Source organism: Spiribacter halobius (assembly GCF_020883455.1).
In the GTDB taxonomy this organism is placed as follows: Bacteria; Pseudomonadota; Gammaproteobacteria; order Nitrococcales; family Nitrococcaceae; genus Sediminicurvatus; species Sediminicurvatus halobius.
This window is the reverse complement of sequence record NZ_CP086615.1, coordinates 3896955-3923881: the sequence shown is the minus strand read 5'-3', so window position 1 is coordinate 3923881 and position 26927 is coordinate 3896955. Positions and strand designations below refer to the sequence as shown.

General features: G+C 69.5%; 21 protein-coding genes. 18 read left to right on the top strand and 3 right to left on the bottom strand.

Annotation, left to right across the window (positions count from 1 at the left end):
* The first annotated feature begins 76 nt into the window (after nucleotides 1-76).
* The 15 genes from LMH63_RS18240 (at nucleotide 77) to LMH63_RS18170 (ending at nucleotide 15055) form a co-directional block, all read left to right on the top strand.
* Nucleotides 77-817, top strand: a complete 741-nt coding sequence (locus LMH63_RS18240; protein WP_158280256.1) for a FadR/GntR family transcriptional regulator — start codon at nucleotides 77-79, stop codon at nucleotides 815-817.
* 65 nt (nucleotides 818-882) lie between these two features.
* Complete coding sequence (locus LMH63_RS18235; RefSeq protein ID WP_109675173.1) at nucleotides 883-1875, top strand: TRAP transporter substrate-binding protein; 993 nt, start codon at nucleotides 883-885, stop codon at nucleotides 1873-1875.
* A 134-nt stretch (nucleotides 1876-2009) separates the two neighbouring features.
* Complete coding sequence (locus tag LMH63_RS18230; RefSeq protein WP_109675170.1) at nucleotides 2010-2525, top strand: TRAP transporter small permease; 516 nt, start codon at nucleotides 2010-2012, stop codon at nucleotides 2523-2525.
* Nucleotides 2522-3781, top strand: a complete 1260-nt coding sequence (locus LMH63_RS18225; protein WP_109675168.1) for a TRAP transporter large permease — start codon at nucleotides 2522-2524, stop codon at nucleotides 3779-3781. The genes LMH63_RS18230 and LMH63_RS18225 overlap by 4 nt, the downstream gene beginning before the upstream one ends.
* Nucleotides 3782-3814: 33 nt before the next feature.
* On the top strand, nucleotides 3815-4564 hold the full coding sequence (locus LMH63_RS18220) for an SDR family NAD(P)-dependent oxidoreductase (RefSeq protein WP_109675166.1): 750 nt from the start codon (nucleotides 3815-3817) through the stop codon (nucleotides 4562-4564).
* 33 nt (nucleotides 4565-4597) lie between these two features.
* Nucleotides 4598-5452, top strand: a complete 855-nt coding sequence (locus tag LMH63_RS18215; protein WP_109675164.1) for a transketolase — start codon at nucleotides 4598-4600, stop codon at nucleotides 5450-5452.
* A 38-nt stretch (nucleotides 5453-5490) separates the two neighbouring features.
* Nucleotides 5491-6540 carry a transketolase family protein gene (locus LMH63_RS18210; RefSeq protein WP_109675162.1) on the top strand — a complete coding sequence of 350 codons (1050 nt, stop codon included), beginning with the start codon at nucleotides 5491-5493 and terminating at the stop codon, nucleotides 6538-6540.
* Between the two features lie 274 nt (nucleotides 6541-6814).
* Nucleotides 6815-7753, top strand: a complete 939-nt coding sequence (locus LMH63_RS18205) for a LysR family transcriptional regulator (protein ID WP_109675160.1) — start codon at nucleotides 6815-6817, stop codon at nucleotides 7751-7753.
* Nucleotides 7754-7879: 126 nt separating this feature from the next.
* Complete coding sequence (locus LMH63_RS18200; RefSeq protein ID WP_109675158.1) at nucleotides 7880-8731, top strand: carbon-nitrogen hydrolase family protein; 852 nt, start codon at nucleotides 7880-7882, stop codon at nucleotides 8729-8731.
* Nucleotides 8732-8798: 67 nt separating this feature from the next.
* A complete protein-coding gene (locus LMH63_RS18195; protein ID WP_199225552.1) occupies nucleotides 8799-10040 on the top strand; it encodes an ABC transporter substrate-binding protein in 1242 nt (413 codons plus the stop codon).
* A gap of 90 nt (nucleotides 10041-10130) precedes the next feature.
* The gene (locus LMH63_RS18190; RefSeq protein ID WP_109675156.1) at nucleotides 10131-10991 is read left to right on the top strand and encodes an ABC transporter permease subunit; all 861 of its coding nucleotides are present in this window, start codon (nucleotides 10131-10133) and stop codon (nucleotides 10989-10991) included.
* On the top strand, nucleotides 10978-12798 hold the full coding sequence (locus LMH63_RS18185) for an ABC transporter permease subunit (RefSeq protein ID WP_109675154.1): 1821 nt from the start codon (nucleotides 10978-10980) through the stop codon (nucleotides 12796-12798). Before LMH63_RS18190 ends, LMH63_RS18185 begins: the two co-directional genes overlap by 14 nt.
* Complete coding sequence (locus LMH63_RS18180; protein ID WP_109675152.1) at nucleotides 12791-13489, top strand: ABC transporter ATP-binding protein; 699 nt, start codon at nucleotides 12791-12793, stop codon at nucleotides 13487-13489. The genes LMH63_RS18185 and LMH63_RS18180 overlap by 8 nt, the downstream gene beginning before the upstream one ends.
* A gap of 13 nt (nucleotides 13490-13502) precedes the next feature.
* Nucleotides 13503-13694 (top strand): hypothetical protein, encoded by a 192-nt coding sequence (locus tag LMH63_RS18175; protein ID WP_109675150.1) that lies wholly within the window; start codon nucleotides 13503-13505, stop codon nucleotides 13692-13694.
* Nucleotides 13691-15055: an amidase gene (locus LMH63_RS18170; protein ID WP_109675148.1), complete on the top strand. Its 1365-nt coding sequence runs from the start codon at nucleotides 13691-13693 to the stop codon at nucleotides 15053-15055. The genes LMH63_RS18175 and LMH63_RS18170 overlap by 4 nt, the downstream gene beginning before the upstream one ends.
* Before the next feature lie 9 nt (nucleotides 15056-15064).
* Here LMH63_RS18170 and LMH63_RS18165 read toward each other — a convergent pair whose 3' ends face one another.
* A complete protein-coding gene (locus tag LMH63_RS18165) occupies nucleotides 15065-15961 on the bottom strand; it encodes a DMT family transporter (RefSeq protein ID WP_109675146.1) in 897 nt (298 codons plus the stop codon).
* A 271-nt stretch (nucleotides 15962-16232) separates the two neighbouring features.
* Here LMH63_RS18165 and LMH63_RS18160 point away from each other — a divergent pair, with 271 nt between their 5' ends.
* On the top strand, nucleotides 16233-16982 hold the full coding sequence (locus tag LMH63_RS18160; RefSeq protein ID WP_109675144.1) for a ZIP family metal transporter: 750 nt from the start codon (nucleotides 16233-16235) through the stop codon (nucleotides 16980-16982).
* A gap of 67 nt (nucleotides 16983-17049) precedes the next feature.
* Here the strand turns inward: LMH63_RS18160 and LMH63_RS18155 are convergent, their stop codons facing one another.
* Nucleotides 17050-18432 carry a DegQ family serine endoprotease gene (locus LMH63_RS18155; RefSeq protein WP_109675142.1) on the bottom strand — a complete coding sequence of 461 codons (1383 nt, stop codon included), beginning with the start codon at nucleotides 18430-18432 and terminating at the stop codon, nucleotides 17050-17052.
* A 248-nt stretch (nucleotides 18433-18680) separates the two neighbouring features.
* Between LMH63_RS18155 and LMH63_RS18150 the strand changes: the two genes are divergently transcribed.
* Together LMH63_RS18150 and LMH63_RS18145 are read left to right on the top strand one after the other, a co-directional pair.
* A complete protein-coding gene (locus LMH63_RS18150; RefSeq protein WP_158280254.1) occupies nucleotides 18681-23615 on the top strand; it encodes a diguanylate cyclase in 4935 nt (1644 codons plus the stop codon).
* A 305-nt stretch (nucleotides 23616-23920) separates the two neighbouring features.
* Nucleotides 23921-25120: an EAL domain-containing response regulator gene (locus tag LMH63_RS18145; RefSeq protein ID WP_109675138.1), complete on the top strand. Its 1200-nt coding sequence runs from the start codon at nucleotides 23921-23923 to the stop codon at nucleotides 25118-25120.
* A gap of 4 nt (nucleotides 25121-25124) precedes the next feature.
* Here LMH63_RS18145 and LMH63_RS18140 read toward each other — a convergent pair whose 3' ends face one another.
* The gene (locus LMH63_RS18140; RefSeq protein ID WP_146205149.1) at nucleotides 25125-26837 is read right to left on the bottom strand and encodes an ATP-binding protein; all 1713 of its coding nucleotides are present in this window, start codon (nucleotides 26835-26837) and stop codon (nucleotides 25125-25127) included.
* Nucleotides 26838-26927 lie beyond the last annotated feature (90 nt).

Here is a 26927-nt window from a genome sequence, read left to right as displayed (position 1 = left end):
TTGACGATGCCAGGGCGCTTAACTAGCCTTCAAATGGTCCGACCATATTGGTCCGGCCAATTGGAGGAGCGTTATCGTGTCAGAGCCAGACGACGATCTCTTCGGCCGTCTCAAGGCCGTGGTGCTCACCGCCCAGACCAGCAGCGATGGCCGTATTCGCCTGCCTGCGGAGCGGCGGCTCGCCGAGCAGCTCGGGGTACAGCGCTCCACCGTGCGTGAGCGCCTGGCGACCCTGGAGAACCTGGGCTTCATCGAGCGCACGCCCGGTAGCGGCACCTACGTGCAGATGCCGAAGCCCGGCTTCGTCCAGCTCTACTTCGATCTTGCCGTGCGCCTGGGCTACGTCTCCGTGGACCAGATGGAAGAAGCGCGGGAGATGCTCGAGCGCGAGATCGCCCGCCAGGCCGCCATCCGTGCAACCGATGACGACGTCGCCGCGCTCGCCGAGCTGCGCGACCGCATTCTCCATGCCGAGACCATCGCGGACGGCCTGCGCGCCGACCACGAATTCCACATGCGGCTCGCCTACACCACGCGCAACCCGGTGATCATCCTGATGATCCAGGGCCTGTCCACGGTGCTGCGCGAGGTGGTGCACCAGCGCCGCGTGCGGGTGCGCCAGGTACCCCGCGGCGCCGAGCGCACCAATGCCACCCATATCCCCATTGTCGAGGCCATCGCCGCGCGCGATCCGATTCAGGCGGTGGCGGCAATGGACAAGCACTTCCGCGTCTGGGACGAGGAGTCGGCCCGGGTGCTGAGTGCCCGGCCAGCGAAGGCCGGGTCCAACGATGAGGGAACCGCCAGCGATGACTGACTGAGCCGGACACGACGGCGCTGCACGAATGGCGTCGCGACCCGGCCGCAAGAGGAGGAGCAACCATGTTCGATTTCTCGAGCCGTGCCCTGCGCACGATTGCGCCCGCCGTGGCGCTCACCCTGGGTGTCAGCCTTGCCGCCGACGCCCGCACCCTGGTGCTCGGCCACGGGGCCGCTCCAGGCAACCCGCGCACCATGGCCGCCGACCTGTTCGCCGAGCTGGTGCATGACTACACCGACGGCTCGCTCGATGTGCAGATCCAGGGCTCCGAGCAGCTCGGCTCCGACGTCGAGATGCTGGACCAGGTGCTGAGCGGCCAGCTCGACCTCACCGCCAACAGCCAGGGGCCGCTCGCGAACATCGTGCCGGAGGCGAACGTGTTCGGCCTGCCGTTCCTGTTCGACTCCCCGCAGGCCGCCTGGGAGGTGGTCGACGGCGAGCTCGGTGACCGCGTCGCGGATCTGACCGAGGAGCGCGGACTGAAGGTGCTCGCCTGGTGGGACAACGGCATCCGGCACATCACCAACAACGCGCGCCCGATCGAGCAGCCGGAGGACGTGGACGGCCTGAAGATCCGCACCCCCGAGGACGCGATGACCATCTCCATCTTCGAGGAGCTGGGCGCCAACCCGACGCCGCTGGCCTTCGGCGAGCTCTATACCGCCCTGCGCCAGGGCACCGTGGACGGGCAGGAGAACCCGCTGGTCAACATCTGGTCGTCCAAGCTCCACGAGGTTCAGGACTACCTCTCCCTCACCGGCCACAAGTACGAGGTGACGCCGTTCATCGTCGGCATGCAGACCTGGCAGAGCCTGAGCGCCGACGAGCAGGCGGCCGTCGAGCGCGCCGCACAGGAGGCGGGGGCCTACCAGCGCATGGAGCTGGTGCGCCAGAGCGCTGATCTTGGCGGGCGCATGGAAGAGGCCGGCGTCGCCATCAACGAGGCGGACGTGGCGGCCTTCCGCGAGGCCACCCAGCCGGTCTACGACCACTGGCGCGAGCGCCTCGGGGACATCGTGGACCTGGCCCAGGAGGCGGCGGCGGACAACCGCTGAGCGACGGACCCGCCTGTCTCGCTCCTGTGCGCCGGGTGTGGCCCGGGAGTGAGGCAGGCGGGTTGCCCACCCGATCACCGGCGGGGAATTGCCCCGCCGGCCCTCGGACCACGGCAGGCTCCCGGGAGGTGGCCATGTCCGTACAGACCTTCCTTGCCGGCATCGTGCGGCTGCGCAGCGGGATTCGGATCGCTGCCTCCGCGGTGGTGCTGGCCACCACGGTGGCCATTGGCTGCACGCTCATGCTCGGGGTGATCGTCCGCTACATCCTCGCCGGCAGCGTCGCCTGGGCCTCGGAGGTGCCGGTGATGCTCTTTCCCTGGCTGATCATGGCCGGGATCGTGCTGGCGGCGGTGCATGAGGAGCATCTCGGTGTGGACTTCTTCGCCCGCAAGCTGCCGCCGGCGTGGCAGCGGGCGTTGCAGCTCGCGGTGCTCGTCCTTGTCGCCGCGCTCATGCTGGCGCTGGCGGCGCAGGCGCCGTCGATCCTGAGCTTCATGCAGTACCGCTCGACGCCGGTGCTTGGGCTGCCGAGCACCTGGGCGTTCTACAGCGTGCCCATCGGCATGCTGGCGGTGGCCGCCGTGGCGCTGCTGCGGCTGGCGGAGGTCGCCACGCAGCCGCTGGCCGGGCGGGGAGGCCGCGCATGAGTGCCGTCGCCCTGCCGGCCTTCCTGCTGCTGATGCTGCTGGCGGTGCCCATCGGCTACGCGCTGCTGGGCGCCAGCGCTGCCGCCGTGGCAGTGAGCGAGCGCTACGATCTCGTGATCGTCATCCAGAAGTTCTACAGCCCGTCCCAGAACCCGCTGCTGCTGGCCATCCCGTTCTTCATCCTGGCCGGCGAGCTGCTCATATCCGGGGCACTGGGGCAGCGCCTGATCCACTTCGCGAGCCTCGTGGTAGGCCGCATCCGCGGCGCGCTCGGCCAGGTGAGCGTGGTCACCTCCATGCTGTTCGCGGGCGTCTCGGGGTCGGCCGTGGCGGATGCCTCGGCGCTCGGCTCGGTGCTGATCCCCTGGCAGAAGAAGGAGGGCTACCCCGCCGCCTTCGCCTCGGCGGTGAACTCGGCGAGCTCGGTGATCGGCGTGATCATCCCGCCGTCAATTCCGCTCATCATCTACGCGAGCGTGGCCGGGACGTCGGTGGGAGCGCTGTTCCTCGCCGGCATCATTCCGGGGCTTCTGTTCGGGGGCGCGAGCCTCGCCGCGGTCTATCTGATCGCCCGGCGACAGGGCTTCCCGCGCCGGGAGCACCGTACGCGGCCCTCGGAGCTGGGGCGCGCCGGCATCGACTCCCTGCCGGCGCTTGCCATGCCGGTGCTGATCCTGACCGCCATCATCAGCGGCGCGGCAACACCCACCGAGGTCAGCGTCATTGCCGTGTTCTACGCCCTGATCGTGCGCCTCTGCTATCGGGATCTCTCCCTGCGTGACGCCGTTGGCGCCATGATCAACGCCGGCCGCGCCACGGGCGCGGTGCTGCTGCTGATCATGGCCTCGTCCGTGCTCTCGTGGATGATCACCATCGACCGGGTCCCGGACGAGCTCACGGCCATGGTGACCGGCATGGACCTGCCGCGGACGGCGGTGATTGTGTTCATGAACGTGCTGATGCTGGTGGTCGGCACGGTCATCGACATGACGCCGGCCATCCTTCTGCTCGGGCCCGTGCTGGTGCCCCTCGCCGTGGCGATCGATCTCGATCTGGTGCAGCTCGGCGTCATGATGACGCTGAACCTCGGTATCGGGCTGTTCACGCCCCCCGTGGGCACCACGCTCTACATCTCCTCATCCATCGCCGGCGTGCGCATAGAGGAAACCGTGCGGGCGCTGGTGCCGTTCTATCTCTTCGCGCTGCTGGTGCTTGCGCTGGTCAGCTACGTGCCGGCCTTCACGCTGCGTTTCTAGCCGCGCCGTCAATTCTCCGGAGGTGATGACCCCATGCTACTCAACGACCATATCGCCGTGATCACCGGCGCCGCCTCGCCCCGGGGCATCGGCCGCGCCACTGCCGAGCTCTTCCTCGAGCACGGCGCCACCGTGGCGGTGCTCGACCGTGACCGTGAGGCCCTCGAGGCCACCTGTCGCGAGCTGGGCGAGCGTGCCCACGCTTACGTCTGCGACGTCACCGACTGGGAGAGCGTGCAGGGGGCCATCGAGTCCGTCGTCGCGCGGCTCGGGGTGCCGCATACGCTGGTGAACAACGCCGGCATCACCCAGCCGAAGGGCCTGCTCGAGATCGAGGAGGGCGACTTCGACGCCGTCATGGCCGTGAACCTCAAGGGCGCGTTCTTCTGCAGCAAGGCGCTCATGCCCCACCTGACGCGGGCCGGTCGCGGCAGCATCGTGAACATGTCCTCGGTATCCGCCGAGCGCGGCGGGGGCATCTTCGGCGGGCCGCACTACAGCGCCGCCAAGTCCGGGATGCTCGGGCTCATGCGGGCGCTCGCCCGCAACCACGCCGCCGACGGCATCCGCGTCAACGCCGTCGCCCCCGGCTTCATCGAGACCGACATCACCGCCGGCAAGCTCACGGAGGCGCAGCACCGCCAGATCCGCGAGTCGATCCCGATGCAGCGCACGGGCCGGCCGCTGGACGTGGCCCGCATCTGTCTGTTCCTCGCCTCGGAGCTCTCCGAGTACGTCACCGGCGAGGTGATCGACGTCAACGGCGGCATGCACATCGACTGAACGATTCCAGACGACGCTTCGAGGTAGAAGACCATGGCAAGACGCGAGACCAAAGACGTGCCCCGCGCGGAGCTGCGAGAGAAGGCGCGCATGATCCGCCGCGAGGTCCTGCGGCTTACCGACATCTGCGGCTCCGGCCACTACGGCTCCGCCTTCTCCATCGCCGAGCTGCTGGCGGTGCTCTACTACCGGTTCCTGCAGGTAGACCCGCAGCACCCCGACTGGGCGGACCGTGACCGCTTCACCATGGGCAAGGGCCATGCGGCCATCGCCCTCTACCCGGTGCTGGCGGATCTCGGCTACTTCCCGCGCCAGGACCTGGACGGCTATACCCGACTCGGCTCGCCCCTCGGCGATCACCCGGACATGCGCAAGGTCCGTGGTGCGGACTTCTCCTCCGGCTCCATCGGCCACAACCTCTCGGTGTCCGTGGGCATGGCGCTCGGCCTGCGTCATCGCGGCTCACCCGCGCGGGTGGTCTGCATGATGGGTGACGGCGAGCAGGCCGAGGGCCAGATCTGGGAGGCGGCCATGGCCGGCGCCCACTGGGGCCTCGGCAACCTGGTCGGCATCGTCGACATCAACGCCGCCGGCTCCGACGGCTACACCCAGGAGACCCTAGCCAGCGAGCCGCTGGAGGACAAGTGGCGGGCCTTCGGCTGGGACGTCGTCAACCTCGAGGACGGCCACGACCTCGCCCAGACCAGCGCCGCGCTGGAGCTGGCGCTCAACGGCGAGCGCGACCGGCCCTGCTGCGTGCTCGCCCGCACCGTCGCCGGCAAGGGAGTCTCCTTCATGGAGGGCGGCTGGCAGTGGCATCTGGGCTACCTCGGCCCGAAGGACCTGGAGCGGGCCTACCGCGAGGTCGAGGCCGGCGAGATCGGCTGAGCGCCGCCCCCCCCACGGACATCAGACAGGAGCGCGACATGACCGAGCGCAACAGCTACATGGACCCCAGCAAGCGGCCCCAGGTGGACCTCTCCGAGTCCACCGTCGGCCCCGATTTCGACGAGAAGACCTGGGACATGCCCGGTTCCCTGGCCCTATCCAGCCAGCTCACCACCGGCCAGGTGCTGTGCGAGCTGGCGGCTGAAGGTCGCGACGACCTCGTCGTCTGCACCGCCGACCTGGCGCGGCCGACCCAGGTGATCAACTTCGGCAAGCAGTACCCGGACCGGCTGTTCAACTTCGGCATCGCCGAGCGCAACATGATCGGCGCTGCCGCCGGGCTGGCCACCACCGGTCTGCTGCCGGTGATCTCCAACTACTCGTTCTTCCTCGCCCTCATGGGCCTGGAAAACATCCGCGACGATATCTGCTATCCGAACCTCAACGTGCGCATGATCGGTACCCACTCCGGGATTGCCATGGGCTTCTACGGCACCTCACACCACAGCAACGAGGACATCGGCGCCCTGCGTACCCTCGCCAACCTCACGCTCATGGCCCCCTGTGACGGCAATGCCATTCGGGCGGCCTTCCGCAGCACGCTGGACCATGAGGGCCCGATCTACTTCCGCGCCGGTCGCGGCCGGGAGAAGCCGGTCTACGACGCGCCGCCGGAGTGGCGCATCGGGGGTTCCAACACCCTGCGCGGGGGCAGCCACGCCACCGTGCTCGCCGTCGGCAACCTGGTCTCCGCCGCCCTCGAGGCCGCCGATCAGCTCGCCGGCAAGGGCATCGAGCTGACCGTCGTGGACATGTACTCGATCCGCCCGCTGGACCGCGAGGCCGTGCGGGCGGCGGCGCGGCAGGGCGTGCTGTTCACCGCCGAGGAGCACAACGTCACCGGTGGCTTCGGCTCCGCGGTGGCCGAGGTCATCGCCGACGAGGGCCTCGGCTGCCGCCAGGTGCGCATCGGCCTGCCCGACGAGTACTCGCTGCTCGGCCCGCCCACGCACCTATACCGCCACTACGGCCTCGACGGCGACGGTGTGGCGGCGACGGTGAGGCAGACGCTGAAGGCGAGCCACTGAGAGCCCGCCACCGACCTGCGGGGCGAGGTCTGCCCGGGCAGAGCCACCCGGGCAGACTGCCGGACTCTGGCGGCGAACGCCTGCAGCGCCTGCCAGGCGGGCTTGATCTGCCTGTGAACGACTCCCGAGTGATCTCTGCCAGCGGCCGACCATGCACGTCGGTTTGCTAGCTAACCGCCGTTGTGGCGATGCCCCGCGAGGAGCCCATGCCTGCTAGCGTAGTAGCCTCCGGGTGCGCGCTGAACGCCAGCCGGGTGAAGCCCGGGGTGGTTCGATGCCGAATGAAGACACGTTGCACGGGCTCAACTGGAACGATATCAAGTTCTTCCTGGCGCTGGTCCGGCAGAAGCGGTTGACGCGGGTGGCGCGCACTCTTGGCACCACGCACGTCACCGTGGCAAACCGGCTATCCGCGCTGGAGAAGGCGCTCTCCGTGCAGCTTCTGGCACAGTCGAGCGAGGGCTATCGGCTGACCAAGGCCGGTGAGCAGTTCTTCCGGCATGCCGAGGCGCTGGAGCGTCAGCTGATTCTCGGCCTCGAGCGGACCGAGCCGGGTGGCAGCGTTCAGCCAAAGGTGCGGGTCGGGGTCACCGAGGGCCTTGGCGACAATTACCTCTCGCCGCGCATCGCCGCCTGGCTCCGTGGCCAGGCAATCGACGTGGATTTCATCTCGCTCCCGAAGTCCACCAGCGTGACGAGCCGCGAGGCGGACATCAGCATTACGCTGGAGAAGCCAAGGGGTGAATATGTCATTCGGCGCCTGCTCACGCAGTACGTCCTCGGGGTCTACGCCAGCCCCGAGTACGTCGCTGCACATGGTCCGATGAGCAGCCGTGAGGCGCTGCTTGGGCATCCCTGGATCGGTTACATCGAGAGCATGCTCTTCGCCGAGGAGCTGAAGTATCACTACGAGCTCGCCACGAACCTTAACTTCGTGTTCCAGAGCACCAGTATCCGCGCCCAGCAACAGGCGGCCCGGCAAGGCCTCGGGCTGTCCATACTTCCCAACTACATGGCACTCGAGGATCCACAGCTTCAGAGGGTGCTCCCCGAACTGTGCTTTGTGCGCCAGTACTGGATCTCGACCAACCGCGATCTGCACCGCTTCGAAGCGGTGAACCTGGTCTGGAACTTCATCCTCGAGTGCTGCCGCCGCGACCAGGCGCTGCTGTTCCAGGTCGGCGGCGACAGCGGCAGCGAGGCGACCGGCTAAGCTCGCCGTTGATTTTCTTACATCCGCTGTAATTCCGCTCGCATATCCCTGCCGCCCCGATGCTTCTAAGTTGGAGCTCAGAGCGGGGCCGAACGCCGGCTCCGGACCAGGCGAAGCGGAGGCGTGATGGAGCGGGACGTACAGGTGTCGGTGGTGCAGCACGAGCCCGGTGGCATGGAGGCGCGCCCGCAGAACGTGGCCTTCATCGTCGACAGCCTGCGGCGCCTGGCAGGGCTTGGCAGCCAACTGGCCGTGTTCCCGGAGGTCGGCATCACGAGCTTCTTCCGTCACGCGCCCGGGGGGCTCAAGGCGTACTGGGACGGCGGCACCATCGCTGTGGATGGTCCGGAGCTGGGGGCTATCGCGGAGGCGGCGCGCGGGTGCGGCATCCATGCCGTTGTCGGCTTTGCCGAACGCTCGGAGATCGCCGGGATGATTTTCAACAGTGCCGCGCTGGTCGGCCCGGAGGGCGTCATCGGGGTCACCCGGAAGCTGCACATGCCGGGTATAGAAAAGCTTTACTATACGCCCGGCGAACACGTCGAAGCGTTCGATTGCGCGCTCGGGCGGATCGGCATCGCGATCTGCTATGACGCCATGTTTCCCGAGTACTTCAAGGCCCTCTCCGACCAGGGTGTGGATATCATTGCGATCACCTCGTCCACCTGGGCCGGCGGTGCCAAGGGGGGCGTCGGCCTGCAGAGCGCGAAGCGCGACTACTGGAATGCGCTGCCCATGGTCACGGCGATCCAGAATCAGGCCTTCGTGGTGGCCTGCAACGCCTGCGGGCGCCTGGACATGGGGCCGCAGGCGGGTGTCTGGGAACGCCTCGGATTGAGCCAGATCGTCGCTCCCACTGGCGAAATCCTCGAGCGGGCAGGGCCCAACGAGGCAGAAACACTGACCGCAACGCTAGCGACCGCGGATCTCGTCGCCGCGCGCACCAGCTACCGCTTTCTCACCGACCGGCTGCTATGAGCAGCCACCACCGCTTGTGCGGCAAGGCCGCCATCGGAACAACGACACGACACCAAGGGGAAACAGGATGCACGAAGTAAGCGGCCCGAACGGGCAGAACAAGGCCGGCATGCTCAAGGGGATCGGCGCGGCGCTGACCCTCGCGTTCGCCACCGGGGCAGCGGCCCAGGAGACGGTCACCATCGGGGCCATGCACGATCTCACCGGCGGCCTCAACATCTACGGCATCCAGCAGAGTCAGGCGCTGCAGCTCGCAGTGGACAAGCTGAATGCCGATGGGGGCGTCAATGGCATGGACGTGGAGGTGGTGGAGTACGACACCCAGTCCGATGACGCCAAGTACACCCAGTATGCGCGCACGCTCATCCTGCGCGATCAGGTCGATGCCATGTTCGGCGGGCTGGCGAGCTCCTCGCGGGAGGCGGTCAGACCCGTGGCGCGGCAGCGCAAGGTGCCGTATTTCTACAGCGCGCTCTACGAGGGCGGCGTTTGCGACCGCTACACGTTCCTGACCGGCGTCACTCCCTCACAGCAGCTGGGGGTGATGATGGAATGGGCGGCCGAGCGTTACGGCGATCGCTTCTACGTGGTCGCGCCGGACTACAACTTCGGCACCATCTCCGCGCACTGGGTCGAGCACTACGCCGAAGAACTCGGTGGCGAGGTGGTCGGCCAGGACTTCCTGCCGCTGTCGCAGAGCAATTTCTCGAGCTCGCTGCAGAAGATCCAGGACGCCGAGGCCGACGTGGTGGTGGCCCTGCCCGTGGGGGCCAGCCAGACCTCCTTCTACGAGCAGTTCGCTGCCTCGGGGCTGAAAGAGGACATTAGCGTCATCTCCACCAACTACGGTTCGGGCAACCAGCAGGTGGTGGTGTCCTCGGAGGCCGGGGACGGCATCATCGCCTCGCAGAACTATTTCATGGTCGTGGATACGCCGGCCAACGAGGAGTTCGTGCGCCTGTGGCGCGAGGCCTACGGTGAGATCGAGGAGCCGATCATCTCCGAGGCCAACGACACCTGGAATGCCGTCATGCTCTGGGCGGCAGCGGCCGAGCAGGCCGGCTCCGTGGAGTCCGAGCAGGTGATCGACGCCCTCGAAGGCGGCATCGAGATCGACAGCCCCGAAGGCCGGGTGCGGATGCTGCCCTCGCACCACCTCATGCACCAGGTCTACCTCGTGCGGGGCGACGACAACCACAGCTTCGAGGTCATCCAGCACTTCGAGGACGTGATGCCCGCCTACGAGCAGCAGGTCTGCGACCTGGCGGCGAATCCCGGCATCTCCGAGCAGTTCACGCCCCAGGACTGAGCCAGAGCGGCCCCTTCCCCCGGCGACGGCCGCCCGATCAGGGCAGCTGTTGCCGGGGCCTAGACACCACCACCGCAGGAGGTTCCGGGCATGGATCAGCTGGCCTCGACCGGTATCACCGCGCTGTTCAGCATCAGCGTTCTGCTGATCGCGACCATGGGGCTTGCCGTCATCTTCGGCATGATGGGCGTGATCAACCTCGCCCACGGCGAGTTCCTGATGCTCGGTGCCTACGCCACGCTGTTCGCCACCAAGGCCGGGGTGCCATTCGCACTTGCCGTGGTGCTGGCGGCGCTCGCTCTGGGCCTGTTCGGGGCGCTCATCGAACGCGCCATCATCCAGTTTCTCTACGGGCGGCTGTTCGACACCCTGCTCGCGACCTGGGGGCTCGGCATGGTGCTCTACCAGGGCGCCATCCTGACCTTCGGCGCCTCCACGACCGGCATCGGTCTGCCCATGGGGTCGTTCTCCATCGGGCGCTACTCGATGCCCGTGTACTACCTGTTCCTGATCGCCATGGCGGCGCTGATGGCGGTTGCCGTCTACCTGGTCTTCGTGCGGACGCGCTACGGGATCATGGCGCGGGCGGCGATCCAGAACCCGGCCATGGCGGGCTCCGTGGGCATCGAGACCCGGCGCATCAATACCGTGACCTTCGCCTTCGGCGCGGCGCTCGCCGGCCTCGCCGGCGGATTGCTGGTGCCGGCCTTCCCCGCCACCCCGGACATGGGGCTCGCCTTCGTCTCCAAGGCCTTCCTCGCCGTGGTCGTCGCCGGCCCGCTCACGCTGACCGGCACGGTCGCCTCGATGACCGGCCTCGGCGGGCTTTCCAGTCTGACCAGCAGCATCCTCACCTCCGTGGCCGGGGACGTCGCCTTCTTCGTGGTCACCATCATCATTCTCCGGTTCTTCCCGGGCGGAATCTCCAGGGGGTGGCGTGGAAAACTCTGAATCGATCACCACGCCGAGCCCGCTGGCCCTGGCCGGCCGCTCGGCCTGGTGGGCGCTGCCGACGGCCGTGGCGGGCGTGGTTGCACTGCTGGCGATGAACGCGGACGAGTACGCGATCTACATCGCCACGTCCTGGCTTGCCTTTGGGCTCGTGGCCCTCGGTCTCGACCTGGTCTGGGGCAAGGGCGGCGACCTCAGCCTGGGGCACACCGTGTTCTTCGGTCTCGGCGCCTATGTCTACGGCATTGCCGGCAGCAACCTCGGGCCGCTACTGGGCAGCACGGCGCTGATCGGGCTGCTGTCCGGCGCCGCCATCGGCGCGCTGGCGGCGGCCGGCGTCGCCTACTTCCTGTTCTACGGGCGGCTCGGGGCCCTGCAGACCACGATCATCACCTACACCCTGGTGCTGATCATGTACACGGTGGCCGTGGGCTGGACCTTCGAGCTCGGCGAGGCCCGGGTGGGCGGCGCAAACGGCATGACCACAGTGCCCATGCTGACCCTCGGCTTCGGGCCCGATGCGGCGCCGGCCAGCACCGCGGGGGCGTTCTACTTCGCGCTCGCCGTGGCGCTGCTGATCTTCCTGGGCGTCAAGGCGCTGCTGCGCCGGCCATTCGGCCTGGTGATCAGCGGCGTGCGGCAGAATCTGCTCAAGACCGAGCTGCTCGGCTACGACGTGCGCCGCTACCGACTGGTGCTGTTCACGATCTCCGGGGCCATCGCCGGCATCGGCGGTGCCCTGTACGGGGCCTGGGCCCTGTATGTCAGTCCGAACGTGTTCAGCGTGGCCCAGGCACTGCTCATCCCCATCTACGTCCTGGTCGGTGGCCGCGGCACCCTCTGGGGGGCGTTCGTCGGTGCGGTGTTCGTCGGCGGGCTGTCCTTCTGGCTTGGCGGAGGCGTGGTCGGCGGGCAGACGGCCCTGGTGCTGGGGGGCGGGCTGATCGCTCTCGTACTGCTGGCCCCGCGAGGCCTGCTCGGCATGCTTCGCCGCCGCCGCCAGCGATCCGCACAGGCCGGCAGCGTGCCTGCCGACCGGGCCGAGCTCGGCGGCGTTGACGCCCTGTTCGACCGTCAGTCCACGGGAGCCGTGGTGCTGGAGACGCAGGACCTGCAGAAGCGTTTCGGCGGTGTCACGGCCACCGACCACGTGTCGATGCAGTTCCATGACCGTGGCATCCACTGCCTGATCGGGCCCAACGGTGCGGGCAAGAGCACCTTCCTCGGCACCTGTCTGGGGCTACTGAAGCCGGACGGCGGCCAGGTGCTGTTCGAGGGCGCGGAGATCACCGGCTGGGCGCCGTATCGCCGGGTGCAGGCCGGGCTCGGGATCAAGTTGCAGGTGGCCAGGATCCTCGAGGAGCTGAGCGTGCGCGAGAACCTCTGGCTCGCCGCATACAGCCGCCACGAGGATCCCGACACGGCCAGCGAGCGGGTACGGCGCACTCTTTCCGTCATCGGCCTGACCCATCGTGCCCACGAGCCCGGCGGGGCCCTCTCCCATGGCGAGCAGCAGTGGCTCGACCTGGGCATGGTGCTCTGCCTCGAGCCAAAGCTGATCTTCCTCGATGAGCCGGCGGCGGGCATGACCGGCCAGGAGCGCCAGCACACCGTCGCCCTGCTCAAGCGGATCTCGCGATTCGCGGGCGTGGTGGTGGTGGAGCACGACATGGACTTCATCCGTGACCTCGATGCGCCGGTCACCGTGCTGCACCAAGGCGCCGTGTTTGCCAGCGGCACCATCGACGAGTTGCGCCAGGACGAGCGCGTGCTCGATATCTACCTCGGGAGACAGTCGGATGCTTGAGGTGCGCAACGTCACCGCGGCCTACACATCGGCAACAGTGATCGAGGACGTCAGCCTCCGGCTCGGGCCCGGCGAAATCAAGGCGGTGCTGGGGCGCAATGGGGTGGGCAAGAGCACCCTGATGAAGAGCATCGCCGGCGTCCTCCCGGTGCGCGAGGGCAGCGTCCTGCTGGAGGATACCGTGCTCCCGGCTTCGGCCGCGAAGCGGGCCAGGCGCGGCATCGCCTACGTCCCGCAGGGACGGGATATCTTCCCGCGGCTGACCACCACCGAAAACATCGAGGTGGCCGCCCATGCCTGCGGGCACGATGCGAAGGCGGCCGTGGCCCAGGCATTCGAGCGCTTCCCGGCGCTGCAGGAGCGCGCCCACGTCATGGGGGGCAATCTCAGTGGCGGCCAGCAGCAGATGCTCGCCCTGGCGCGTGCGCTGGCCCTGCGCCCGGCGGTGATGCTGCTCGATGAGCCCACGGAGGGCATTCAGCCCTCCATCATCATGGCTATCCAGGCCCTTCTCGGTGACCTCAATCGCAGCGACGGCGTCGCGATCCTGGTGGCTGAGCAGAATCTCGATTTCGTCACGGGGCTGGCCAGCGAGTGCTACGTGATGAACCGCGGTCGGATAGAGCGCCATCTGAGCATGGGTGAGATCCGACAGGACCCTGCCCTCGTGCAGGAGATGCTCGGGGTTTAGGAGGGACAGTCCAATGGACGAGAAGATTGAACGCCTCCGCCAGGCGCTGAATGGTCGCGGGCTCGCGTCCGATGAAGTCGAAACCGTGTGCGGCCTGGTCCGCTACATCGCCAGCGTCGATGAGATTCCCGAGAGCCGTCTCGGCGCCGGGTTGCCGCTGGTGTACCAGGAGGAAACGGACGGCTTCGGAGGTGAGCCATCATGAGCGACCCGAACGGCGGCACCATCCGGGCAACCCGGGAGGCACTCCGCGAGGGGCGCACCACCTCGCAGGCGGTGGTTCAGGCCTGCCTGCGGCGCATCGAGGCGCGTCACCGGGAGCTCAACGCCTTCGTCGCGGTGCATGCGGAGGCTGCACTGGAAACCGCGGACCGCTGTGACCGCGAGCGGGCGGCGGGTATCGACCGTGGGCCCCTGCACGGTATCCCGGTGGCTCTGAAGGACAACTTCGACTGCGCCGGCGAGCCCACGACGGCCTGCAGCCGCGCATTCCGGGACAATATCGCCGAGCGCGACGCCGAGAGCGTTGCCCGCCTGCGCGCGGCCGGGGCCATCATCATCGGCAAGACCAACATGCACGAGCTTGCCTACGGCGGTACCGGCGAGGTCTCCAGTGCAGGGCCCGCCCGCAACCCGCTGGACCCGGATCGCCTGGCGGGTGGCTCGAGCAGCGGCTCGGCCGTGGCGGTGGCGGCCGGCATGGTACCGGCAGCGCTTGGCTCCGACACCGGCGGTTCGGTGCGGATTCCGGCCGCCGCCTGCGGCGTCGTAGGCTTCAAGCCCACGCTCGGTGCGATCAGCACGCGTGGCGTGATGCCGCTTTCCTGGACCCTGGACCACGTCGGCCCACTGGCGCGCACGGTGCGTGATGCCGCATGCCTGGCAGGCGCCCTCGCCGAACCGGGGACGTCGCTGGCGGCAGTGAGCGGGCTCGCCGCCGACACCGCAGTGCTTCCGGCGCGGGTCGGTGTGGCGCGGTTTCCCGGGCTGGCTCTCGAACCGGCGGTGGAGGCGGCCTTCGAGGCCGCCTTGGCTGGCCTCCAGCAGGCCGGCTGCGACATCGCGCGCTTCGAGCTGGAGCATACCCGCGAGGCGCACGTCAGCTGGCTGGCGATCATGTACCCCGAAGCGTCCGCCCGTTACCGCGAGGCCCTGGCGTCGCGTTATCAGGACTTCGACCCTGCCGTGCGCACCCAACTCGAGGCCGGTTGCCACATCGACGCGACCAGCTACCTGCGGGCACAGCGTTTCCGGGCCTTCTACGCCCGCCGTATCCGGGAGCTCGCGGCGGGATACGACGTCATCTGCATGCCTACCCTGCCGACCGTCGCACCGCGAATCGGGCAGCAGACCGTGGAGTTGCCCAGTGGCACGGTCACCACACAGGACGCCATGACCTTCTCCAACCTGACGGCGAACCTGCTCGGCTGGCCGGCCATCACGCTGCCGGTGCCCGTCCAGGCCGGGGCCATGCCTGTCGGCATGACGCTGCTGGGCCGGTCAGGCGACGACGTTCAGCTGCTACGCAGTGCGGCAGCGGTCGAGTCCTTTCTGCGAAGCTGCTGAGGTATTGCGTCAGGTCCGGTATTCGGAGGCGGATGCATACGCCGGCGCCGGCAAGGTCTCCAGCAGCGCTGCGACCACCACGACCATGGCACCGATTCCCATCAGCATGCCGAAGGGTTCGTCGGTGAGCAGTGCCGCGGACGCGGCGCCGGCGATCACCTCGCTCATCAGCAGTATGCCGACCCGGGCCGGTTCGAGGCGTTGTGCCGCGTGCAGGAAGAGCGTCAGCGACGCCGCCCACCACAGGCCGCCGATCACCAGCGTCCAGGCGATGGCCGGCGCCAGCGCCGAGGCCGCGAGCAGCGGCGGCGGGCTGCCGGCAGCGAGAACGAATAGGCCCGCCGCCAGGGCCGCGCCGCCGCAGAAGACGAAATTGGTCGTCGCCGGTGGCGTGCGGGAGTACCGGTTGATCCCGACCGAGGCAATCGCCCAGCCGATGCCGGATGCGAGGCCGAGCCAGTCGCCTGCGCTGTGGGGCAGTGGCAGCCCGCCATGGCTGCCCCGAAGCACCAGGGCGACGCCCACCAGTCCCACCCCCACGGCGGCATAGCGCCACCAGGTCATGGGCTGGCCGAGCCATATGCGGCCGATGAGTGTGCTCCATACCGGGGTGAGGTAGAACAGCAGGATCACCACGGCCACGTGGCCGTAGAGCAGACCGTTGGAGTAGAGCACGAACGAGGCGCCCCCGAGCAGCAGGCTCGCGAGCGCGGGCCAGCCTGCCCGCTGCAACTCGCCCCGCCCGCGCCAGGCGGCGGGCGCGAGCACCAGCAGCCCGGTTACGGTGGTTGCCAGTGTGGCCCAGGGCCCGGCGGTGGCAACGTCGTCCAGCGCGCGCAACGGCAGCCAGTACAGGCCCCAGAGCACACCAACGGTGACCACGGTGAGGTTGGCGAGTAAGGTCATGGCACGACGAGCAGGCAGTCGGAAAGCAATCTGCCCCGCGTCACGCCCGGGGGCACGAAGGCCGGGAGCATAAGCGCCGGGGATTACCCTGTACAGTCAGGACATCGGGTGCGGGGCCTGGCAGCAACTTCCGAAGAGATTCCGTACTGGCGGAGGCGATCGCTCCTGAACCGGCGCGGTGACTCAGTCACTGACGCTGCCACGCGGCGTGCGCCAGACTCCATGCCCGGCCATCGCCGGCGGGCCGGCGTCACGCGAACCGGGGGAGTCCATGGCACTGGAAACCAGCCTGCCTGCCGTATTCGTCGCCGCGCTCATCACCGCCGTCACCACCGGGCTTGGCGCCGTCCCGCTAGCCTTTGCGCGACGGGTGCCGGTGCACTGGCTCGGTATCGGCGCGGCCGTGGCCTCCGGCCTCATGCTGGCGGCGAGTCACAGCCTGCTCGAGGAGGCGAACGCCATCGCTCCCTGGCGCGGCCTCGGCGGGCTGGTCACGGGGCTGGTGCTGATCCTGCTCGCCAACGCCTGGATCGAGCGTCGTGGTGCTCTGGATGTCGGGGAGCTGCACGGGGCGGACGCGCGCAAGGCCCTGCTGATCATCGGCGTGATGACGGCGCATTCGTTTGCCGAGGGGGTCGGTGTCGGTGTCGCCTACGGTGGCGGCGAGGCGCTTGGCATCTACATCACCGCCGCTATCGCCGTGCATAACATTCCGGAGGGACTGGCCATCGCGCTGGTGATGGTGCCCCGGGGCGCGCCGGTCTGGAAGGCGAGCGGATGGGCCATTTTCTCCAGTCTCCCGCAGCCGCTGATGGCGGTGCCTGCGTATCTGCTGGTCACGACCTTCCAGCCGTTCCTGCCCGTAGGGCTCGGACTCGCCGCGGGGGCCATGATCTGGATGGTGTTCGCGGAGCTGCTGCCGGACGCCGGCGAGCACCTGACGCCGGCCCGCATCGGTACCGTGGTAGTGCTTGCCTTCGCGGCAATGATGGCGTTCCAGTTCAGTCTGCCGCACCAATGAGCCCGCCCGGGGCACAGGGCGCCCCCGGGCGGGCTACTGGCGGTATCAGGGCTGCCGGGACGCGCCGTCAGCGCTCGATGACGATGAAGCGCGCCGCCTCGCCACGGTGGACCCGGAGCAGGAGACGGGATTCACCCTCCACCGCGCGCCGGAAGTCCGCCGGCGAGGCTACCGGTTGCCGGTTCACCGAGGTGATCACATCGCCCTGCCGCAGCTGGCCGGCGGCGGGGGACTCGGCCGACACCGCCGCGACCACGACGCCGCGGTCGAGCTCGCCGGCGAGGGGATGGCGGTCATCCAGCGGCACAATGCGCAGACCGAGTGCGGCGGCATCGCCGCCGCCCCGCCGGTCGTCCGTCTCCACCGTGCGCTCGCCGAGGGTGGCGGTGATCTCGCGGCTCTCGCCGTCGCGCATGAGGCTCAGCGTGACCTCGCTGCCCGCCGACTTCAGGCCGATGGCGCGGCCGAGGTCGCTGGCATCGTCCACCGATTCGTCGTCGACCGCGGTGATCACGTCGCCCGCCTGCAGCCCGGCCTCGTCCGCCGGCGAGCCCTTGCTCACCTGCGCGACCAGGGCGCCGCGCCCGGTCTCGAGACCCATGGCCTCCGCCAGGGCCGGGGTAACATCCTGTACGCGCACACCGAGCTGCCCACGGCGGACCTCGCCGTACTCGATGATCTGCTGCATCACGGTTTCGGCCATGTTCACCGGCACGGCGAAGCCGATGCCGATGTTGCCGCCGCTGCGGGAGAGGATGGCGGTGTTGATGCCCACCAGCTCGCCTTCCAGGTTCACCAGTGCGCCGCCGGAGTTGCCCGGGTTGATGGAGGCGTCGGTCTGGATGAAGTCCTGAATGCGGGCGCCGCTGGCCCGCGGTCCCAGGCTGCGGCCGAGGCCGCTGACGATACCGCTGGTCACGGTGTGATCGAGGCCGAAGGGGTTGCCCAGCGCCATCACGTAGTCACCCGTGCGCAGCTCGCTGGAGTCCCCGAGCGTCACCGCCTCGAGGTTGTCGGCATCGATGCGGATCACGGCGATGTCCGTCTCCGGGTCGGAGCCGATCACCTCCGCCTCGAACGTGCGCTCGTCCTGCAGCGAGACGGTGATCTCGTCGGCGTTGGCGATGACATGGTGGTTGGTGAGCACGTAGCCCTCGTCGGCATCGACGATGACGCCGGAGCCGAGGGACTGCACCTGGCGCTCCCGCGGCTGCGGCATCTCGTCAAAGAAGCGCCGGAAGAACGGGTGTTCCATCAGCGGGTTGCGCTCGGCCTCCACGGTGCCGCGGGTGGCGATGTTCACCACCGACGGCGAGACTTCCTCCACCAGCGGCGCGAGGCTCGGCATGGGCGCAGCCGCGGACTGGGCGCTGGCGAGACCTGGCAGGAGCAGAAGCACGGCCAGCAGGGTAATCAGCCGGCGTCGTACCGGGTGATGCGTCTCGGGCATGAACATCCTCCGGGTTAATCGGTTTAGGAGCTAGCAAAGGACGTGTCGCTGCAGACAAGGACCGCTGCCGGTGTGTTCCGCCGCTGAGGCGCACGTTCATCGGAGACCCGGGCAGGTGTCGCGACCAGTGGGGCACAAGCACCCTGCAGACCGCATTACCTTCTGGTTAACTGGAGAGCCACCGGGGAGGGCGGCCCCGACGGCGAACAGCAATGGATCCCGGTTCGATCCGGAATGGGGCGGGCACCTTGAGCGCGGACTGGTACACCCTGAGTGTCCTGCGGGACGATGGCGCGACGCAGCTGCTGCGAGTCGCCCGGCGTGCCGATCCAGTGACGAGGCGGCTGGTCAAGCGGCGGGCGGGAGCGCCGGCGCCCGAGAAGGCCGAACGGCTGCTCCACGAGCACGACCTGCTCAGCCGGCACAATCTCGACTGCATGCTGCCGCTGGAGGGCCTGGCCGGCTCCGGTCAGGATGCCGAGCTGCACTTTCGTGACCCCGGGGGCGCGACCCTCACCGGCTGCGGCCCGCAGCCGGTGGCAGGCGTGCTCGAGCTCGCCCTGGAGATTACCGCGGTGGTGGCCAAGCTGCATGACGCCGGGCTGCTGCATGGCGACCTCGGGCCGGACGCCTTCCTGCGCGCCGAAAGCGGCCTCTACCTCACCGACCTCAGCCAAGCCGTACGCCTGGATCGTGTCGCCAGCGCGCCGCCCCTGCCTGCCGCCGTGCGGCTGCGCTATCGGGCCCCGGAGCTGAGTGGCCGCCTCGCCCAGCCCGCGGATGCGCGCGCCGACCTGTACAGCCTCGGTGCGCTGTTCTACGAGCTTCTGACCGGCCAGGCCCCGTTTACCGCGGAGCCGCCGGACGAACTTCTCTACCAGCATCTCGCCGTTGGCGCAGCGGACCCGCGCAGTCTCGTCCCGGACCTGCCGGCGCCGGTGGCTGAGCTCGTGCTCCGCCTGCTGGAAAAGGCGCCGGACGCGCGTCTGCCGGATGCGGCGTCCCTGCTCGAGGCGCTCTCGGCGGTGCGTCGCGGCGCCGGGCATGGCACCTTGCACGGCGCGTCGCAACAGCGCCCGCCCGCCTCGCCGCAACGGCTGCACGGGCGTGACTGCGAGCGGGCGGTCATCACCGCCGCCCTGGAGCGCACCCGCGACCATCGCCCGGAACTGCTGCTGGTGGCGGGCGCCTCGGGCATCGGCAAGACCGCACTCATCCGTGAGGTCTGCCAGCGGGAAGGCGACGCGCGGCGCCTGTTCGTCAGCGGCAAGTTCGACCAGCTCCAGCGCGGCGAGCCGTACAGTGCCTGGACCGCGGCCCTGGAGGAGCTGATGGTGCTGCTCCTTGCGGAGCCCGCGCCTGCGCTGGCGGTTTGGCGGCAGCGCCTGACCGAGGCACTCGGTTCCGAGGCGGGTCGACTCGCCGGCCTGATCCCCAGCCTGCAGGCGCTCATGGGCGAGCTCGCGCCGCCGCGGCCGGCGCCCGCCACCGAGACGCGCGCCCAGCTCCACGACGCGTTGCTTCGCCTGCTGGCGGTCTTCGGTGCCCAGGATCGACCGCTGGTGCTGTTCCTGGACGATCTGCAGTGGATCGACCCCGCCTCCCTGGAGCTGCTCGAAACCCTGGTCGGCAAGCTGGATCCCGCGCCCGTGCTGATCATCGGTGCCTACCGCGACCAGGCCGTGGATGCGGCGCATCCGCTGATGCAGACGCTGGTACCGCTGCGCCAGCAGCGGCGGCTCGCGGTCACGGAAATCGACGTCGGCGCACTCGACGAGCAGGCAGTCGGTGGCATCCTGAGCGAGGCCTTCGGGCGGCCCGCGGCGGAACTGGCCGACTTCACCGCCGAGGTTCAGCGGCGCACGGGCGGCAACCCGTTCTTCCTGTGGCAGCTGCTGCGCACGATGCATGAGCATGGCTGGCTCGGCAGCGACGGCGCCGGCGGCTGGCGCTGGGACCTGGAGGGTCTGCGCGACGCCGGCTTCGCCGACCACGTGCTAGCGCTAATGGCCCAGCGTTTCGAGGGTCTGCCGGAGCAGACGCGGGCGCTGCTGTCCGCTGCCGCAGGCATGGGCACCGTCTTCGAGTTCGACCTGCTCGCCGGACTCGCGGGCGAGGATGCCGAAACCCTCCACCGCCGCCTCGAGCCGGCGCTGCGGGATGCCTTCATCCTCCCGCTCGAGGTCGCCGGGACCGGTCCGCACCCCGCGCGGCTGCGGTTCGTTCACGATCGCATGCAGGAGGCGGCCTATGCTGCCCTCTCCGCTGCCGAGGCGGCGGCGCTGCATGAGCGGATCGGCCGCCTTCTGCTCGAGCGACTGGCACCGGCGGAGCGCCAGGCGCGGCTGCTGGAGATTGCCGCGCATCTGAACCTTGCGCGTGGGCGCCTGAGCTCGGTGGCGGAGCGCCTCGAGCTTGCGCGGCTGGATCTGCAGGCGGCCAGGCGCGCGGCGAGTGCCGCCGCCTTCCCGTCGGCGGTGGATTACCTGCGCCAGGGAATGGAAGCGCTGCCGGCGGACATCTGGGAGCGGGAGCCGGCACTGGCCGCCGATCTGTGGCGCGAGCGCAGCGAGCTCGAATACCTGAACAGCGAGTTCGAGACCGCCGAGCGCTTCCTCGCCGAGGCCATTGCGCGGGAGCCGGATCCGGTACGGGCGGCGGATCTGCACCACCTGCGGGTGGTTCAGTGCACCCTGCGTGCCCGCTACGGCGATGCCGTCGCGGCCGCCGCCGAAGGGCTCGCCCCCCTTGGCGAGCACCTGCCGAGGGCCGACTTCGAGGCGGCGCGGGATGCGGAGCTTGCCGCCGTCAGCGAGCGACTCGGCGGCCGGTCGCTGAGCGTACTCGGCGAGCTGCCGGCCATGACCGAACCGCGCCGGCAGGCGGTCATGAAACTGCTCACGACCCTAGGCCCGGCCTGCTACCGGGCCCATCCGCGTCTCTGGTCGGTGCTGGTGGCCCGCTCCGTGCGCCTGAGCGTGGAGCATGGTTGCGTGGCCGCGGCAGGCTATGCCTACCCCGCCTACGGTGGCCTTCTCATGCACGTAGGCCAGGGCGACGGTGCCGGCGCGCGGGCGCTGGCGTCCGCCACCCGGCGGGCCATGGAGCGGCTGGCTACACCGGCGGAGCGCAGCGTCGCGCATCTCATGACAGGCAGCTCGCTGCGCCACTGGTTCGCGCCGCTGGCCGAGGCGAGCCGGGACTACCGGGAGGCCTACCGAATCGGTCAGGCCTCGGGGAATCTGCAGTACGCCGTCTATGGCTTCGGCCATGACACCTACTGCCGGTTCTTTGCCGGCGAGCCGCTGGATGAGCTTATCCCGGCGGTGCTCGGGTACCTCGCCTATAGCCGTCAGCGCCGCAACCGCTGGGGCGTGGACCTGATCACGGGCGCGCTGCGGGTGTTCGAGAGTCTGCATGGCACCTGGCAGCACGACGACTGGCCGGACCGCGACGACGCCGAGGCCGACTATCTGGCCCGCTGCGAGGCCAACGGCAACCTGCAGGTGCTCTGCATCTACCATGTCCTGCGCGCGGCCGCCTGCCTGATCCGCGATGACCCGGCGATGGCGGCGGCGAGCATCGCCGAGGCGGAAGCACGGCTGCCGAGCATCTCCGTGCAGGGGCTGCTCCCCGCCGCCCTGTTTCCGGCCTTGCGGGCGCTGGCCGTGGTCCAGGCACCGGAGGCGCTGGGTGTCGAGGCCGATACCGTCGAGGCCGAGCTCGAAAGCGCGGTCGCGCGCTACGCCGCCTGGCAGCGGCATGCGCCGGAGAACTTCCGCCACTGGCACCAGCTGCTGGTGGCGGAGCTGGCGCGGCGGCGGGGCGACGTCAGCCTGCTGATCGACGCCTACGACGCCGCCCTCCAGGCTGCGCGGCACCAGTCCTGCTGGCCCGCGGTGGCACTGATTGCGGCACGCGCCGCCAGCTACTGGCTGCAGCGTGACTGCCCCGCATTCGCGGAGGTCTACCTGGAGCCCCGCCGGCTTGCCCTGCGCCAGGGTGCGGCGTACGCCCTGCTCGCCGAGGATGCGCGTGGCGATGTGCCCGTTGCGGGCCGCGGTGGCGAGCGCATCGACACGGTGATCCGCATCGCCCAGGCCCTGTCCCTGCATACCGAGCTGTCGCGGCTGGTGCCCGAGATTATTCGCCACGTGGCCCTGCAGACGGGTGCTCAGCGGGTCGTGCTCCTGCTTGCGCGTGGCGACGGGTTGCAGGTGAGCATGGACAGCGGCCTGCAGGGCGCTCGCTACTACCAGCGGCCGCCCGATCTCGAAACCGTGGCTAGCCTGCCGCAGGCGGTCATCCGTTACGTGGCGCGCAGCCAGCGTACGCTGCGGTTCACCGCTGGCGACGTGAGCCGAACCCAGCTGCTCGCTGGTGACCCGTACCTGGGAGGCGGGGACGGCGCAGGCTTCCGCGGTACGGCCTGGTGCGTACCGCTGAGCTATCTCGGCAACCTGATCGGCGTGCTCTATCTCGAACACAGCCTGACCACCGACGCCTTCGACGAGGGCCAGGCGCCCCTGGTGGAGTTCCTCGCCGCCCAGGCCGCCATTTCCGTGCGCAACATCGAGCTCATCAACGAGCTCGCCGCCGAGGGCGAGGCGCGGCGCGAAGCCGAGCTCCGCACTCAGACCGCGGACGCCGAGCTGGCCGTGCGCCGCGAGATGGAGCGGCACCTGCAGTGTCTCGCCAACACTGACGCCCTGACCGGGCTCGCCAACCGCCGCCGCTTCCTCGAGGCGCTGGAAGACGCCTGGCGGCGGCGCACCGAGCCCACGGGGCCGGGTGCGGCGGTGCTCATGATCGATCTCGATTACTTCAAGGACATCAATGACATGTACGGGCACGCAGCGGGGGACGCAGTGCTCCAGCACATCGCGGCGGTGCTCGAGGAGACGCTGCGGCCGGTGGATCTGCCGGCACGTATCGGCGGCGAGGAGTTCGCCGTGCTCCTGGCCGACGGCGACGCCGAGGCGGCCATGGTCATTGGCGAGCGTCTGTGCCGGGCGCTGGCCGCGACGCCCGCCCGCGTCGCGGCTCGGCAGATCGTCTGCACGGCGAGTCTGGGGGTGGCCGCCCTGAAGCGCGCCGACGCGAGCCACGAAGCCGTTCTGAACCGGGCCGACCAGGCGCTCTACCGCGCCAAGGCGGCGGGCCGAAACCGCGTCTGCGCCTGAAGCGGCGTACCCCTGTCGGCCACCCCGCTCCTGCGGTAGTCGCGAATGAACAGATAGCCGTAGCCCGCCCGCGCCGACAGCGCCAGCATCAGGATCAGCAGCACCCCGGCAAGCTGCCTCTGCAACGGCCAGCGCAAGAAGGACCCCTGGGGCGTTTTCGGCGCGGCCGGGTAGCCGCGATGGTCCGTGTTGCGGCGCCGTGACACTATGCCGATCGATGCATAGTCACGGTTCAGCGGAAAGTCTAGTCTACCCGGGAAATTCCTGCGGAGAGCGGGTCGGAAGGCGGGGCGTGGAGTGACCGGATGGCCGAGGCCGGGCGGGTTCTGATCCTGGACGACGATGCCCACGTGGCAGACACCGTAAGTGCCATGGTGGCGGCCTGCGGTCTGGAGCCGCGCGCGGCGGGCGATGCCGAGACCTTCTTCCGCCTGCTTGCGGAGTGGCGGCCGAGCCATATCCTGCTCGACCTGATGATGCCGGACATGGATGGCGTCGAGGTGCTGCGGCGACTGGGCGAGCAGAACTGTCAGGCGCGGATCATCATCTCCAGCGGCCTCAACGAGCGGGTGATCGACGCGGCCGGGCGCGCCGCCGCCGAGCACAGGCTCAAGGTGGCCGGCCGCCTGCCCAAGCCGTTCCGGCTCGGGAGCCTGCGCGAGCTGTTGCTGCGCGCGTCGGATCCGCCGGCCGGTGCGCAGGCCGGCGAGGCCGCGCCGGTGCTGGCGCTGCCCACGGCCGGCGAGATTTCGCTGGCGGTGGCCGAGCGCGCCTTCGAGCTGCACTACCAGCCGTTGGTGGCCTGTCGTGATGGCTCCCTACGGGGGGTCGAGGCGCTGTTGCGCTGGCGGCGTGCGGACGGCCATCTGGAACCGCCGGGCCGCTTCGTCCCGCTAGCCGAGCGGGAAGGGCTGATGGGGGCCATCAGCTGGCAGGTGTTCGAGCTCGGCGTGAACTGGCTGCGGCGGGATGCCCCCACCGCCGACTGCGGCCTGTCCATGAACCTCTCGGCGCGCAATCTCGACCGCCTGGACATGGCCGATGGGCTTGCGAGTCTCTGCGAGGCGGCGCAGGTGGATCCGGGGAGAATCACCCTGGAGATGACCGAGACCGCCGCCATGGACGACCCCTCCACCGCCCTTGAGCTGATGACGCGCCTGCGTGTCAAGGGTTTTCGGCTCGCTCTGGATGACTTCGGCACCGGCTATTCCTCCATGATACAGCTGGCGCGCCTGCCGTTCTCCGAGATCAAGCTGGACAAGTCCTTCGTGATGACCGCGCTGGACTCCCAGGAGTCCCGGACCATCGTGCGCAGCATTGTGGAACTCGGCCACGCCCTCGGTCTGCAGGCGGTGGCGGAAGGCGTGGAGAACCGGGCAACCCTGGAGCTGCTCGCCACCGCCGGCTGCGACCTGGCCCAGGGCTTCTACATCGGCCGCCCGATGCCCGGCGACGCCGTGGCCGACTGGTATCGCCAGTACCGACCCCGGGCGGCCGGGCCCTGAGCCCTCATTGCGTCCCGAGGATCTCGGCCAGCTTCGCCGCCAGCGTCGCGCGGCGGTACGGCTTGGGAATGAAATGCGGCGTCTGCCCCGGGGGGGGCTCGCCAGCGTCCCGCTCGAGATAGCCCGAGGCGAGCAGTACCCGCACGGCGGGCCAGCGCCGGGCCACTTCGGCTGCCAGCTGATGGCCATCCTGGCCGCCGGGCATCACCACGTCCGAGAACATCAGGTCCGGCAGTGGCGTCGATGCCTCGAGGGTGGCCAGCGCCTCGGCCGCATCGCCCGCAGCGCTGACCGAATAGCCCAGGCCACCCAGGAGGGTGACGACGTAATCGCGCACCAGGGGATCATCCTCCACCACCAGCACATGGGCGCCGGAGCAGGCGTCCTCCCCGCCCGGGACAGGCGCCACGGCCTTCGCCTCGACCCCCGGGATGCGCGGCAGCAACAGGGTGATGGCGGTCCCCGCACCGGGCTCCGAGCGGACGCTGAGGTCACCCCCGGACTGGCGCACGAAGCCATGCACCATGCTGAGGCCGAGCCCGGTGCCGTGGGCCCGGGGCTTGGTGGTGAAGAACGGATCGAAGATGCGGTCACGGACCTCGGGCGGCATCCCCGCGCCGGTGTCGACCACGCGCAGGCGCACATAGGGGCCACTGCCCGGCGGAATCTCCGGATCGCGCGGGGCTGCATGGTCCACCGCGATCCGCAGATGGCCGCCGCCGGGCATGGCGTCGCGGGCATTGACGGCAAGATTGAGGATGGCGGCGTCGAGCTGCCCGGGGTCCACGCGCGTGATGCATGGCGTGTCGGCGAGGCACAGCTCAAGGGTGACTGCCTCGGTAACGCTCTGCTGCAGCAGCTCCCGCTGCCCCTCCAGGTGCCGGCAGAGGTCCAGGCGCTCCGGGGCGAGCGGCTGCTGGCGGGCGAAGGCGAGGAGATGACGGGTCAGCCGCGTGGCCCGCTCGCCGGCAGTGCGCAGGTTGGCCAACAGCCGGGACGTCTCGTCGCTTGGGATGTCGCCACGCTGGAGGATCTCGGCGTTGCCGCAGATGACGGTGAGCAGGTTGTTGAAGTCATGGGCGACGCCACCGGTGAGCTGACCCAGGGCCTCCAGGCGCTGACCCCGCTGGCGCTCGCGCTCCAGCTGGCGCTGCTCGGTGATGTCGGCATGCATCAGGACAACACCGCCCTCTCCGTCGATGAGCACCGGCGCCAGGGTGGCGCGGAAATGATAGGCGCTCTCCTTCTCGCCCACGGCGTACTCCAGCGACGCGGACTCACCGTCGCCGTTGAGCAGGGCGTGGATGCGCTGGCCGAGCCCGCCGGCCACGGTGTCCGGCAGGTCGGGGGAGGCCCGGCAGGCCGCCAGGTAGTCGTCCCCGGGGCGCGCGTTGCAACCGGCGAAGGGCCGGCCATGCCTGCGCCAGCCCTGGTTGGTCGAGTGCACGCGGCCGGCGTGGTCGAGCAGGGCGATGGCGGCCGGCAGGGCGTCCAGGATGGCGCCGCGCTCCCGGGCATTGGCCGCCTGATGCGCGCGCTCGTCCTGCAGATCCCGCTGCGCCTCGCGCAGCATATAGGTGGCGCCGGAGCTATGATGGACGGCATCGATGCCGCCGCCGGTGAGCGCGAGAATGCGCTCATGGGTCGCGTGCAGCTGCTCGACAAGCGCGCGCAGCTCGGCGTTGGCATCCGCTGGATCGGGGCATGAATGACTCAAGGCGGCTCTCGCATCGCGCTGGAGGCTGTGGCACCGGGCCGGCGCCAATTATGGATGGACTCCAGGCAGCAAGCATAGAGAACCTGCCTG